The following is a 14,249-nucleotide window of genomic DNA, read 5'->3' as shown; positions in this document are numbered from 1 at the left end:
AGCAGTAATCACTTATTTAGCAATTTATAATTATTAGCTACTATATCCTTTATTCTTTGTGGTTTTGCAAAGTAAAAACCTTGAAATAGCTTACACCCTAAATCTTTTAGGAATTCATAGTGTTCTTTTGTTTCTACACCTTCAGCTATAACTTGTAAATCTAAAGCTTCAGCAAGAAGAATCACACTTTTTATTATGGCTATATCACTTTTATCTTCTAAAATATTTTTTATAAAACTTTTATCTATTTTAACTTGGTCTAAAGGCAGTTTTTTAAGATATTGTAAAGAAGAGTAACCAGTTCCAAAATCATCAAGGGAGATTTGAATACCAAGATCTTTAAGTGCTTTCATTTTATCTCTTGTAGTATCTAAATCTTTTACAAGAAGAGATTCTGTGAGTTCAAGTTTTAAACTATTCTTTTTGATTTTATAGATGTTTAAATAGTTTTGCATTTCTTTTACAAAATTTTCTTCTAAGAATTGTTTTGCACTTATATTAATTGCTAATACCCAATCTTTCGTATAATCATTTTTTTGCCATTGTTTTAGTTGTATACAAGCTGTATTTATTACCCAAGATGTAATAGGTAAAATTAATGTTGTTTTTTCAGCAATAGGAATAAAATCATCAGGGGAAATACGACCTCTTGTTGGATGATTCCATCTAATTAAAGCTTCTGCTCCAAATATTTTATTATCTTCTGTATATTGTAGTTGATAGTATAATTCAAATTCTTTATATTCTATTGCTTTATGAAGTTGTGAATAAGTATCTAAATGAGCTTGTGCGATATTATTTGCTTGTCTATCAAAGAAAGCAAAACTTTGTTCATTTTTCTTTGCAAGATGTAAAGCTGTATCTGCTTGTTTAAATAATTCATTGGCATTAAGGAGGTCTTCATCATATAAAGCTATTCCTACATAAGGGATATTATTTATGACTTTATCTTCAAAAACTATTGATTCAGAGAGCTTAGAAACTAAAAATTCTGCTAATATTTTTGCTTCAATAGAAGCAGCACTTTTACTTTTTTCTATACTTGAAAACCAAATAACAAATTCATCTGCGCCTATTCTAGATATTAAATCAGAATCTTCAAAACTTTCTTTAAGTTTTTTTGTAATAATTTGTAAGATTAAGTCCCCAACATTGTGTCCATATGCTTCATTTATAATTTTAAAGTCTTTAAAATCTAAACAAAGTAATATTCCCCAATCTTCTTGTTTTTTTTCATCAATATGTTTTTGGATTTTACTAATTAATAAATCTTTATTTGCCAGACCTGTTAATGAATCATATTGTTGTAAATATTTTATTTTTGCTTCACTCTCTTTTTGAACAGTTAAGTCTATAAATGAAGCAACATAATAGATTAATTTAGAGTTATCATCTAATACAGCTTGAATAGTTAAGTGTTCAGGGAAGATAGTTCCATTCTTTCGTTTATTATAGATTTCTCCACTCCAGTAATGGAACTTGTTTAAAGTATTATGCATTTTTTCATAAAAGAATTTATCTTGATAAGAGGACTTTAATAAAGCAGGTGATTTTCCTATAGCTTCTTCTTTTTTGTATCCAGTAATTTTAGTAAAAGCTTTATTTACTTGTAGAATATTTTTATTCTCATCAGTAATCATCATACCACTAGTTATTTCAAAAGCAGCAGCTGCTATTTTTTCTGTTTCTTGAGCTTTTTCAACTCTTTGCAACATATAATTAACTTCATCATAAAGTTTTCCAAACTCATTATCTTCTTTTGTATAAATTCTATGTTTTAAGGAATCAAAAAGTTCTATGGTATTTAAAAAAGATACTAACTTTAAAATGGGTTTAGTAAATTTTTTTGCAAAGAAATTTGCTAATGAAAATGAAAATAATAGTAAGATGATGGAAGAAGAGATTAACATAAAAAAATCTCTTCTTATAATATCCCAAATAGTAACCACTTGGAAATTTAATTGGACATACCCTAAGTGGTTATCTTCGTAAATTGCATCGACAAACAAAGATAAAAGATTTTTATTTATTGTCATTTTTCTTTTATTGTCTTTTTCTAAAGGTTTTATTTCTCTATGCTTATTATTTTTACTATATTGAAATATAGGCTCTTTTGAAAGTTTATATAAAACCATAGAATCTAAATTATGAAAGTGTTTTAATTTGCTTGTGATATCTGCGGCACTTGATATATCTTTTAGAAGAATTAATTTTGCAATATCTTGACCTAAAATATTACCTACAGTTTTTGATAGGTTTACAGCATTGTCATATTGAGATTTTAAATTCCAATATACAAAAGAGCTATAACCGAATATTCCTGTAAGTAAAGTAACAAGTAATATAATTAAGGTTAGCCTAGTTTTAATAGACCCTTTGTACTCTTTTTTTGTCATTAGTTTAATTTTGAAGGGTTTGTTATAGGCACTTGAGTATCATTTCCCCATTCTACCCAAGAACCATCATAAACTGAAGCTTTATAACCTAATTCCTGAAGAACTATGTAGTTTAATGCTGCTTCTGCTCCTCCGTCACAATATAGAATTATCTCTTTATCCTTTGGTATATTTTTATATACTTTTTTTAACTCATCAAGATTTTTTATTTTATTTCCTGTATTAGTTACTTGATAATTTTGAGTACAAGCATAGTTTTTTGCTGTAGGTATATGTCCAAATCTAGTAGCTGTAGACTCTTTTCCTAAGTAGTGTGATTCTTTTCTTCCATCTATGATAGTTTTTTTACCAATTGAAAGTAGGGTACTTAGTTTTGTTTGTATTTTTGTATTATCAACTTTTGGAACAAAATTAGTTTTATTTGGAAGAAAATCATCTTTTGAAATAGGAAGAGTCCCTTCTTCCCAGTTTTTATACCCCACATTTAAAATACCAACATTTTTATGTCCTAATATTTCTAATATCCAATAAAGCCTAGCTGACCAGATAAAGCTTCCATCATCATAGGCAACTACTAAAGAATCATTTTTTATTCCTGCATTACTAAATAGGTTTTGAAGCTTTTCAATATCTGGCATAAAAAGTTTTTCATCAAAGAGGTTTTTTAATGCAGGAATATTCACTGCTTTTAAAAGGTGACCTTTTTTATATGCCTCTTTATCTCTTAAATCTAATAGCACCAAATTAGGATTATCGATATTCTTTTTTATCCATGTAGTTTTTACTATAGATGGCATGTTTTTATTTAAGTTAGTGTACTGAGCAAAAATATTAACTACTAATAAAAGTATTATAATTAATGACCTATTAAGCATAGGAGTCCTTCATATTACAAAATATTTACTTTTATTATTTTACAATAAGAAATATTAATATAAATTTATTTTCTTATTACAATTCAAATTTATATCCTATTCCTTTTATATTTATAATAGAGTCCTTTCCTAATACTTTACGTAAATTTTTTATATATGTTCTAATTGTTGTATCAGTTGGAAGCTCATCATATAACCAGTTGTTTAAAGTAAGCTCTTCAATTGAAACTGCTTTATTTGAGTGTTTTAACAAGTATTCAAAAACTTTTGACTCTGTTTTTGAGAGTTGAAATTTATTATTATTTACTATGAGTGATTTTGAAGAAAAATTATAGGATATCGATTCATTTATTTTTTCTACTTCTTTTGATTCTATTTTTCTTAGTCTTTTTATATTTTCAATTCTAAGTTTTAATTCACTTAAGTGAAAAGGTTTTTTAATATAATCATCTGCTCCTACATTAAACCCTTTTTCCATATCTTTTGTAGTATGCAGTGAAGTTATAAAAATAGTTGGAATATCCATAGCATTAGCTTTTAAATTTTCTAACAAATCAAAACCATTTAGAGAAGGGACATTTACATCTAAAATAAGTAAATCAAAATGATTCTCAAAAATTAATTCATAGGCTTCTTGTCCATCATAAGTTGTTACAACATCATATGTTAGTTCCTCTAAAAACTCTTCTATAATCTCATGTAACAAAGTATCGTCTTCAAGTAATAATATTTTCATTTGTTAAACTCCAAGTTTAAGTATATAAACTACACGTGTAAGTTATGTGGAAAATGTTATAATTAATTTTCATAAGGAGTATATCATAGATTTAACAAGAAATGAAAAAGTAACTTTTATTAGGTTTTTATCTTTATATTTAGGTTCATCTTTTATTTTATTAGTTCTTTTATCCTTGTTATATTATCAAAATGAAAAAACTCTACATCTTGATTTAGAAAAGACAAAAATGGAGAATATCTCTTCTCAACTCTCTTCAAAAATTATATTTGCACATATGATGGATGGAAAACTAGAAATAGAAAATTATTTAAAAATGCCTCAATATAAGATAGCTTTTTATGATAAAAATAAACAGAAGATATTAGGGGATTTTAATGGAGATGTAAAGTTAGAGAAAGGTTTCTATCAAAATGATAATAAATATATCTTAGTTGATAATTCTACTTTTGGACATTTAGGCATCTTCTATACAGTGATTAAAAATAAACAAGTATTTAAACTTATTGAAGATATTAAGAAAAGAGTTTTACTAATCTTTTTAATGATTTATTCTTTAATTTCTTTTATTGCTTACTTCTTAGCAAAGCTATTTATTAAACCAATACAAAATGAAAGGGAAAAGTTAAATAACTTTATAAAAGATACAACCCATGAATTAAATACTCCTATAAGTGCTATTTTGATGTCTTCAGAAAGTGATAATCTTACAAAGAAACAACTTGAAAGAGTAAAACTAGCAGTTCATAGAATCTCAGAAATCTATAGTGATTTAACATATGTTTTTTTAGAAGAGAAAGATGAAAATAGAGTATTGCATGAACTTGAACTAAAAGCTTTAATAGAAGAGCAACTTAAATACTTTGAAGTAATAGCTTTAAAAAGAAAGATAACTATTCACACGGAACTTGAAGAATTTAACTACAAAATAGATAAAAATGATTTTATAAGACTTTTTAACAATATACTTTCAAATGCCATTAAATACAATAAAAAAGAGGGTGAAGTATTTATTACTTTAAAAGGTTCTACTCTTAGTATAAAAGATACAGGTATTGGTATTGAAAACAAAAAAATAGATGATATTTTCAGTAGATATTACAGAGCTACAAAAGAGCAGGGTGGTTTTGGAATAGGATTAAATATCGTTCAAAATATTTGTAAAACTTATAATATAATATTTAATGTAGATTCACAGATTAAAGTAGGTACTACTTTTACTTTCACTTTCTAATTTCCACACATCTTCCATAAATAAAAACTAAACTTCTTGAAATAAAACTCAAGGAGACAAAATGAAACTATTGAAAATATTTTCAATGATAGCACTTTTAATAGGTGTATTAAATGCAGACCCAATTGATTTAAGTGGTAGCAAAGATGGATATGAGGTGACTTTAAAGTCTGAGAAGTCATTAGTAGTTGGAGATAACTATTTTTATGTAACACTTGCAAAAGATGGAAAGTCTGTAACTAATGCAAAAGTAAAAGCAAAATTTTTCATGCCTGAAATGCCTGGAATGCCATATATGGAATATGTAGGAAAAGCAAAGTTAGTTGATGGTAAATATAAAATGTTAATCAACTTAACAATGAGTGGTACTTGGCAATATCATCTGATGTTTAAAACTGCTGATGGAAAAGTACATAAGCTTAGATCTAGTGTGAATTTATAATGTTAAAGCAATCTCTTACTATCGTTCTTTTAGTAAGTTCTATTTATGCAAAGGAAGTAGGGCAAGTAGTAAAGGAAGCTATTAATAAAAATAGTTCTTTACAAGCTTTAAATCAATCAATTCTTTTGACAAAAGAGCAAATAAATTTAGCTTCAAAGTGGCAAAATCCAGTTTTAAATTTTGGGGCAAATGATATTCAATTTGATAATGTTTCAAAAAGAGATTTAGAACCTATGCAAGCTCAGTTTATTGGTCTTAATCAAGTTATACCAATAGGAGATAAAAAAGAGTTAGAAAAAGAGATTGCAAAAGATGACTATGAACTTTCAAAACTAGTCTTAGCTGATAAAAAACTACAATTAGAATCAAAAATATATGAGTATATCTATAGTATAAAGCTAGTTGAACAAAAAGTCTCTCTTTATTCACAACTAAAACAAAATGTTTTAAACCTACAAAAACTTTTAGAAGAGTTCTATAAATACAATAAAGCAAGTCAGATTGATATATTAAAGGTGCAAACTTTATATGATGAACTTGATATAAATGAAGAAAGACTAAAAAACAATCTTAAAATTTACAAACTCCAATTAGAGCAATTAACATATACAAAGTTTAAAGATATAGATATAAGTACTAAGTTAGAAAAAATTACTTTTACAACTAGTATAGAGACACATCCTAAGATTTTACAGATTAAAAAAAATATTGAAAAATTTAATACTACATCAGAGTTTGAAAAGCAAAAGAAAAACTCTGATATAAATTTAGCAGTTAAATATTTTCAAAGAGATAATAAATATGAAGACTACATAAATATAAGTGTAGCAATTCCACTTTCTGTTTATGGAAGTGAAGACATAAAATCAAGAAAAGCAAAGCATAAAGCAAATGAATACAAAAATATTTTAGAAGACTCAAAACTAAAATTTACAAATCAAATTAAAATTTTACAAAACAATATAAATAATGCTTTTTATTCATATAGAAAATTAAATGAAAACATTATTCCAAAATACAATCAAATTCAAAAAACACTTGAAAGCTATAACAGATTTTCATCATTAAAAAAAATTGACTCCAAGGAATTGATAAAAAACCTAAATGAATTAATCAAGTATAAACTAAAAGCAATTGATGAAAAACAAAAATATTTTACAAATTTAGCAAATTCTATTTACTACACAAAGGTTGATAAATGAAAAAGTACTTACTAGTCCTATTTTTAGGCGCCTGCATATTAAATGCTGAAATTCTTGAAGTAAAGCAGTTATTCAATAGAAAGCTTGTCAAAGTACAAAAAGAGCAAATAGGGGCATTAAAAAGCTTTTATGGACGTCTTGCCTTTGACGAGTCTTTGACATTTGATGTTGTAAGTAGATTTGATGGATATATAACAAAATTAGATGCTAATAAGCTTTATTCAAGAGTAAAAAAAGATGAAGCTCTTTTTTCAATTTACTCCGATGAGGTAAGTTCAATAATTCAAGAAATTAATATTGCAAAAAAATTTAATAAGAATTTAGTAAAAAGTAATGTAAACAAATTAAAAGCTTTAGCTGTGAATAAAAAAGAGATAGAAAGAATTAAAAAAGGTAAAGAAGAAATCTCTGATATTTCATTTTATTCTCCTTTTGATTCAGTGGTTATAAAAAAAGAGATTAATAATGGTAGTTTTGTAAAAAAAGGAAGTCTTTTACTTCAACTTGCATCATTAGAAAAACTTTGGGTTATTGCAAGTGTATATCAAAAGGATTTATCTTTTGTAAAGAAAGGTCTTAAAGCAAAAGTTTATATTGATGGCTTTGATGAAGCAGTTATCTCAAGAGTTGATTATATCTACCCTACAATAGATGAGACAAATAAAAGTGTTGATGTAAGGTTTCTTATTGATAATGAGGATTTAAAGTACTCACCAAACATGTTTGCTAAAGTTGATATAAAGCAAATTAAAGAAGAAATTCTAACTTTACCAAAAACAGCAGTTTTACAAAAAGGAAGTAAATACTATGTTTTTCAATATCTTTCAAAAACAGAATATGAGCCTATTGAAGTTACTGCAAAAAGAATCTCATCAAATAAATATGAGATTCTAGAGGGAATCCAAGAAGGGCAAAGAGTTATTAATAATGCTTTATTTTTACTTGATTCAGATGCAATCACAAATGGACTTTATAGTTCAGATGATGATGGCGACTGGTAGAGCTAGGATTAGTTATGGTTGAATCAATTATCTCTCAAAGTATAAAGAACAAATTTTTAGTCATCTTTACAATGCTTGTATTAGCTATTGGCTCAATTTGGGCAATAAAAAATACAAGCTTAGATGCACTACCTGATTTGTCCCCTCCACAAGTAATTGTACAAGTGAAGTGGGCAGGGCAAAGTCCTAAGACTATAGAAGAGCAAGTTTCATATCCTCTTATTTCAAACCTTATGAGCCTTCCAAATATTGAGACTGTAAGAGCAATGAGTTCATTTCAAAATGCACTTATTTATGTAATCTTTAAAGATGGAACAGACCTTTATGATTCTAGAAATAGAATCTTAGAACAGCTTTCACAACTTCAAGGAGCATTCCCCGAAGGTGTTGATGTAGCAATTGGTCCAGATGCAACTGGTGTAGGATGGGCTTATCAATATGCTTTAAAATCTGATACTAAATCCCTTGATGAGTTAAGAACATTACAAGACTACTATTATAAGTTTGCACTTTTGGGTGTTGATGGAGTTAGTGAGATTGCATCTATTGGTGGATTTATTAAAAACTATGAGATTACTATTGACCAAGATAAGATGGTGCAATATGATATTTCAATTGCTAATTTGAAAAAAGCAATAGAATCTAACAACGATGAAAAAGGTGGAAGAATCATTTTAGAAAATGGTTTTGAACATATGATTCAAGCAAAAGGCTTTTTAAAAACTGTTGAAGATATTGAAAATATTACTATAAAAACTTTTGATGCTAATCCTTTATTTGTAAAAGATATTGCAAGTGTTAATATCACTTCATCAAATAGAAGAGGTATGGCTGACTTAAATGGGCAGGGTGAAACTGTTGGTGGAATTGTAGTTGTAAGATATGGTGAAAATCCTTACTCTGTAATAAAAAGAGTTAAAGAAAAACTTGATACTTTAAAAACAAATGATGTAGAAGTTGTTGAAGTTTATGATAGAAGTTCACTTATTGATAAAGCAATTGATACACTTAAAAATACTCTTCTTGAAGAGTCAATTATAGTTATGATTATTGTGGCACTATTTTTATTCCACTTCAGGTCAGCACTTATTATTATCATTACTTTGCCACTTACAGTTATGATTACTTTTTTATTAATGAAGTTTTTTAACTTAGGTTCAAATATTATGAGTCTAGGTGGTATTGCTATTGCAATTGGAGCAATGGTTGACGCAACAATTGTTATGGTAGAAAATGCCCATAAACATCTTCAAGGCAAAGAAAACATTTCCAATAAAGAACGAATTGATATTATAATCAAGTCTTCAAAGCAAGTAGGGCGACCAATCTTCTTTGCACTAGTTCTTGTAGTAGTCTCTTTTTTACCAATCTTTGTTTTAACAGGACAAGAGGGAAGATTGTTTACACCTTTAGCCTTTACTAAAACATTTGCAATGGTAGCAGGAGCAATTTTATCTATTACGATTGTTCCTATTTTAATGATTTTTTTTATAAAAGGAAAAATCCTAAAGGAAGATAAAAATATCTTAAATAGGTTTTTTGTGAAACTTTATTCTCCTGTTTTAAAATTATCACTTAAATTTAGATATTTAATTGTTGCTTTTTTTGTTTTTACTTTGGCTCTTTCTTATCCTGTATATAAAAAGTTAAATTGGGAATTTATGCCAATGATGAATGAGCAAACTTTTATGTATATGCCTGTAACTCCTTATGGAATTGGAGTTGATTTATCAAAGGAATTAACTCAAAAAACAAATCAAATATTAAAGTCTTTTCCAGAGGTTGATACAGTATTTGGTAAAGCAGGGCGAGCAGATACTGCAACTGACCCAGCACCACTAGCTATGATCGAAACAATAGTTACTTTCAAGCCAGAAAATCAATGGCGTGAAGGAATGACATATAAAAAGCTTATGCAAGAGATGGACCAAAAGCTAAAAGTTGCAGGGCTTATTAATTCGTGGACATATCCAATCCGTGGAAGAATCGATATGCTTCTTACAGGTATTAGAACTCCTTTAGGAATAAAGCTTTATGGAGATGATCATCAAAAGTTAGAAGATACTGCTTTAGAGTTTGAGAAAAGACTTAAAAAATTAGATTCAACTTTATCAGTATCAACTGATAAAATAAACTCTGGATACTATTTAAATATAAAACTTGATGAATTAATGTTAGCTAGATATGGTATTACAAAAAATGATATTCTTTCAACAATCTCTTTAGGCGTTGCTGGTTCAAAAGTTACAACACTTTTTGATGGATTAGAAAGATATCCTATTAGCTTAAGATTTGAAACAAGTCAAAGGGAAGATATAAATGCTTTAGTTAATCTTCGAGTAAAAACAAAACTTGGATTTCAACCTTTACAGATGTTTGCAGATTTAAACTATGAAGAAGGACCTTCTGTAATAAAATCAGAGAAAGCACTTAACGTTAACTTCATTTATATTACTCCTAAAGCGGATATCTCATCAAAACAATACAAGGATGAAGCAAAAGAGATTCTTGCTGATATGAAGCTTCCTGAAGGCTTCTATTATGAATGGGCAGGGCAGAGTGAATATTTGGAATCAGCAATGAATAAATTTGTCTTTATTATTCCACTAACTTTTGTACTTATATTTATTCTTATATATTTTGCACTTAAAAATATCACATATACTTTTATTATATTTTTTACTTTGCCCTTTGCCTTAACGGGTGGAATATTTTATTTGGAAGTTTTAAATTTTAATATGTCAATTGCAGTTGTTGTTGGTTTTTTAGCTTTACTTGGAGTTGCAGCAGAAACTTCTATTGTAATGCTTGTATATTTACATGAAGCTATGAAAGAGCTACCAGATAAGTGTGAGGAACTTAATAATACTCATATTTTCCATGCAGTTTATAAAGGTGCAGTTTTAAGACTTAGACCAAAACTTATGACACTATTTGCTATCTTAGGAGGACTTATTCCTATTATGTATATTGATGGAGTAGGGAGTGAAGTTATGCAAAGAATTGCTGCACCTATGATTGGAGGAATGATTTCTTCAGCAATATTAACATTAGTGATAATACCTGCAATTTTTTATATTTTGGTAACAATAAGAAGAAAAAATTATGGAAATTAATATTTTTTATAAATTGTGTTATTTATCACACGATAACTACACAAAAAAGGTGTAGAATTGTTCTACAGTTTTAGCAGATATAGTGGAACTTGCGCTCACTTAAACATAATATAACCAACAACCAGCAAAGAGACTTCTCCTTATGAGTAAAAGTTCCATTATATCAACTGTAGTTAGTTTTTATGATTATTTCTCAATTGAGAGAAGAAGACTAGAATTGTCTTCTAGGTCTTTCTTCTCTTGGTTTTGCTTCATTTACTCTTAAAGCTCTACCTTCACAATCTTTACCATTTAAAGCTTCGATTGCTTCAGAACCAGATTCTGATGTTTGCATTTCAACAAATCCAAAACCTTTTGATCTTCCTGTATCTCTATCTACGATTACTTTCGCACTTTTTACTTCGCCAAATTCTGCGAATAACTTTTCTAAGTCACTGTCAATCATTTTATAAGACAGGTTTCCTACATAAATATTCATTACTATACTATCCTTTAATTAAGTAATAATATTATGCCTTAATTAAAAATAATTAGCAAGTAAATCTTACAATTCTTTATTAAAATTTACATTAATTGCAGAATTTAGTCTACTTTTAACCTCTTCAATTCCTAAAATTGCCATAATATCATACACTGATGGAGCTTGTGTTCCTCCTGTTAAAGCAATTCTAATTGGTTGGAAAAGTTGAGGAAATTTTAATTCAAACTCTTCAATGAAAGGTTTTGTAATTAATTCATAATCACAAGCTAAATGAAGTTTATCTTTATTTTCTTCTAAAATTTGTACATAAGATTCTAAAATTTTAATAGTATTTTCTTTTACAAATTTTTTTGTTCCTTTTACTTCATATTCAGTAGGAACTTTCAAAATCTTTTCTATGGCTTCTTTTAATTCAATTAATGTTTGTGCTCTTTCTTTACAAAGATCTAATAACATTTCTTTTTTGTCATGTCCATTTAAATGGCAATCAAAGAATTCTAATTCTTTGGCTAATCTATCATTTGAAACATTTTTAATATAATGAGCATTTAACCATAATAATTTCTCTTCATTATATGACGAAGCAGATTTATTTATATTTTCAGGATTAAATAATTCTAACATTTCTTCCATTGAAAAAATTTCTTGATCTCCATTTGACCAACCTAATCTAACAAGAAAGTTTAATAATGCCTCAGGAAGATAACCTTTTCTTTTATAATCCATAACATCAAGTGCACCATCTCTTTTAGATAATTTTTTACCTTGAGGATTATTAATCATAGGAACATGATAAAATTTAGGAACATCAAATCCTAAAGCTTCATAAATTACAATTTGTTTTGCTGTATTAGTTAAATGGTCATCACCTCTAATTACATCAGTCATATTCATAAGTGCATCATCAATAGTTACAACAAAATTATATGTTGGCATTCCATTAGATCTTGCAATTACAAAGTCATCTACTTCTGCACAATCAAAATTCATAACTGATCTAACTCCATCAATAAAAGTTATTATACCTTCATTTGGAGATTTTATTCTTACAACTGGTTCAACACCTTGAGGTATTTCAGGAAGAGTTTTGTCTACTTCTGGTCTCCATGTTCCATCATATCTTGGAGTTTCTTTATTTGCCATTTGCTTTTCTCTTAAAGCATCAAGTTCTTCTTTTGACATATAACAATAATACGCTTTACCTTCATCAAGTAATTGTTGAATATATTTTTTATATATATCTAATCTTTTTGACTGATATTCAACTGTACCATCATAAGATAATCCAACCCAATCGAATGCTTCTAAAATAGCATCCATTGCTGCTTCATTATTTCTTTGAGTATCAGTATCCTCAATTCTAAGTCTAAAAGTTCCTTTTGTTTTTCTTGCCCATAAATAACTATATAAAGCTGTTCTTAGGCCACCTATATGTAAGTATCCTGTTGGACTTGGAGCAAATCTAGTAATTGCCATTTTTATATTCCTTAATTATCGTCTTTATTTTTGTAGTTTTTGAAAAAGCCAATTGCAGAAAATATTGCAACTATTGCAATGAAGATTAACATTGCTAAATCAAGAGCTTCCATTAGTTTCCTTTTCTTTTAGTTGTCCACATGCAGCGGAAATATCTAATCCTTTTGACTCTCTAATTGTACATAATAAACCTCTTGAGGTTAAATATTCTTGAAATTTTACCATATCCTCCCTTTGTGGTCTTTGATATGATGTACCAGGATATGGATTAAAATAAATTAGGTTTACTTTTGCTTTTATTCCATCAAGAAGTTTTAAAAGTTTTTGTGCAGATGATATATCATCATTTTTATCTTTTATAACTAGATATTCAAACATAACTTTTTTTCTTGCATCAACTGGAAATTTTCTTACTGCGTCAATAATTGATTTAATATTGTATGCTTTATTCATTGGAATAAGTTCACTTCTTAGTTCATCATCTACAGCGTGTAAAGAAATAGCAAGTTGTATTCCTAAATCTTCATTCCCTAGTTTTTCAATTTTTGAAGATAGTCCAGATGTTGATACTGTTTGTCTTCTTCTTGAAATAGCTAAACCTTCTTCTTCAGAAAATACCTTTACAGAGTGAACAAAGTTTTTATAGTTATCAAGTGGTTCTCCCATTCCCATAAAGACAATATTAAGTGTTTTATTTTCAGGGATTTGGTTATCTTTTTTGATTTGAACAATTTGATTTACTATTTCTCCAACTGAAAGGTTTCTAACAAAACCACCTTTTGCAGTTAAACAGAAAGTGCATCCAACTTTACATCCAACTTGTGTTGATATACAGACAGTATATTTTTCTCCTCTTTCAATAGAACCATCTTCATTTACTTTTTTTTCTTTCATAAGTAATAAAACAGATTCAACTGTGTGTCTATCTTTTAATTGAAAAAGATATTTAATACTTCCATCAAGACTTTTTTCTTTTTTAACTATTTTTAGAATATCTATTTCATAGTTTTCTTTTAATTGCTCTTTTAAATCATTTGGGATATTTTTCATCTCATCATAAGATGTTACATATTTTTTATATATCCAATTATAAACTTGCTTTGCTCTGAAGCTTGGTTTTAATTTTTCTTTTAATTCATCTAATGTGAAATCATAGATTGTACTCATAGCTTTCCTTTTAAGCTTTAAACTTATTTTGAAGTGTACAAAATCTTTTATTTGTAACAGTTAAAATAAATAGCTTAGTTTATATTATTGTTGTAGTTCTGTCGTGTAGAAATTAAAGATGTA

General features: G+C 27.6%; 11 protein-coding genes. 5 read left to right on the top strand and 6 right to left on the bottom strand.

Annotated features, from left to right (window positions below; genetic code table 11):
* Positions 1 to 8: 8 nt before the first annotated feature.
* The 3 genes from CP965_RS09160 to CP965_RS09150 all read right to left on the bottom strand — a co-directional run bounded on the left by CP965_RS09160 (position 9) and on the right by CP965_RS09150 (position 4,007).
* Positions 9 to 2,396, bottom strand: a complete 2,388-nt coding sequence (locus tag CP965_RS09160) for a sensor domain-containing protein (RefSeq protein ID WP_129061790.1) — start codon at positions 2,394 to 2,396, stop codon at positions 9 to 11.
* Positions 2,396 to 3,271, bottom strand: coding sequence for a sulfurtransferase (locus CP965_RS09155; protein WP_129061789.1), 876 nt, complete (start codon positions 3,269 to 3,271; stop codon positions 2,396 to 2,398). Before CP965_RS09155 ends, CP965_RS09160 begins: the two co-directional genes overlap by 1 nt.
* Before the next feature lie 76 nt (positions 3,272 to 3,347).
* On the bottom strand, positions 3,348 to 4,007 hold the full coding sequence (locus tag CP965_RS09150) for a response regulator transcription factor (RefSeq protein WP_129061788.1): 660 nt from the start codon (positions 4,005 to 4,007) through the stop codon (positions 3,348 to 3,350).
* A 46-nt stretch (positions 4,008 to 4,053) separates the two neighbouring features.
* Here CP965_RS09150 and CP965_RS09145 point away from each other — a divergent pair, with 46 nt between their 5' ends.
* From CP965_RS09145 to CP965_RS09125, 5 genes are all read left to right on the top strand, one after another.
* Entirely contained in the window at positions 4,054 to 5,241 is a 1,188-nt protein-coding gene (locus tag CP965_RS09145; RefSeq protein WP_206732282.1) for a sensor histidine kinase, read from the top strand.
* A gap of 61 nt (positions 5,242 to 5,302) precedes the next feature.
* Positions 5,303 to 5,683, top strand: a complete 381-nt coding sequence (locus CP965_RS09140; RefSeq protein WP_129061787.1) for a FixH family protein — start codon at positions 5,303 to 5,305, stop codon at positions 5,681 to 5,683.
* A complete protein-coding gene (locus CP965_RS09135; RefSeq protein ID WP_129061786.1) occupies positions 5,683 to 6,885 on the top strand; it encodes a TolC family protein in 1,203 nt (400 codons plus the stop codon). Before CP965_RS09140 ends, CP965_RS09135 begins: the two co-directional genes overlap by 1 nt.
* Complete coding sequence (locus CP965_RS09130; RefSeq protein ID WP_129061785.1) at positions 6,882 to 7,886, top strand: efflux RND transporter periplasmic adaptor subunit; 1,005 nt, start codon at positions 6,882 to 6,884, stop codon at positions 7,884 to 7,886. Before CP965_RS09135 ends, CP965_RS09130 begins: the two co-directional genes overlap by 4 nt.
* Before the next feature lie 14 nt (positions 7,887 to 7,900).
* On the top strand, positions 7,901 to 11,002 hold the full coding sequence (locus tag CP965_RS09125; protein WP_129061784.1) for an efflux RND transporter permease subunit: 3,102 nt from the start codon (positions 7,901 to 7,903) through the stop codon (positions 11,000 to 11,002).
* A gap of 211 nt (positions 11,003 to 11,213) precedes the next feature.
* On the opposite strand, the gene CP965_RS09120 is transcribed toward CP965_RS09125, so the two are convergent.
* The 3 genes from CP965_RS09120 to rlmN all read right to left on the bottom strand — a co-directional run bounded on the left by CP965_RS09120 (position 11,214) and on the right by rlmN (position 14,126).
* On the bottom strand, positions 11,214 to 11,480 hold the full coding sequence (locus CP965_RS09120; RefSeq protein WP_129061783.1) for an RNA recognition motif domain-containing protein: 267 nt from the start codon (positions 11,478 to 11,480) through the stop codon (positions 11,214 to 11,216).
* A gap of 66 nt (positions 11,481 to 11,546) precedes the next feature.
* Positions 11,547 to 12,959, bottom strand: coding sequence for a glutamate--tRNA ligase (gene gltX / locus CP965_RS09115; protein WP_129061782.1), 1,413 nt, complete (start codon positions 12,957 to 12,959; stop codon positions 11,547 to 11,549).
* A gap of 99 nt (positions 12,960 to 13,058) precedes the next feature.
* Positions 13,059 to 14,126 (bottom strand): 23S rRNA (adenine(2503)-C(2))-methyltransferase RlmN, encoded by a 1,068-nt coding sequence (gene rlmN / locus CP965_RS09110; RefSeq protein ID WP_129061781.1) that lies wholly within the window; start codon positions 14,124 to 14,126, stop codon positions 13,059 to 13,061.
* Between the last annotated feature and the right edge of the window lie 123 nt (positions 14,127 to 14,249).

Origin of the sequence: Halarcobacter mediterraneus, assembly GCF_004116625.1 — a bacterium.
In the GTDB taxonomy this organism is placed as follows: domain Bacteria; phylum Campylobacterota; class Campylobacteria; order Campylobacterales; family Arcobacteraceae; genus Halarcobacter; species Halarcobacter mediterraneus.
This window is presented reverse-complemented; position numbering and strand designations above follow the sequence as displayed.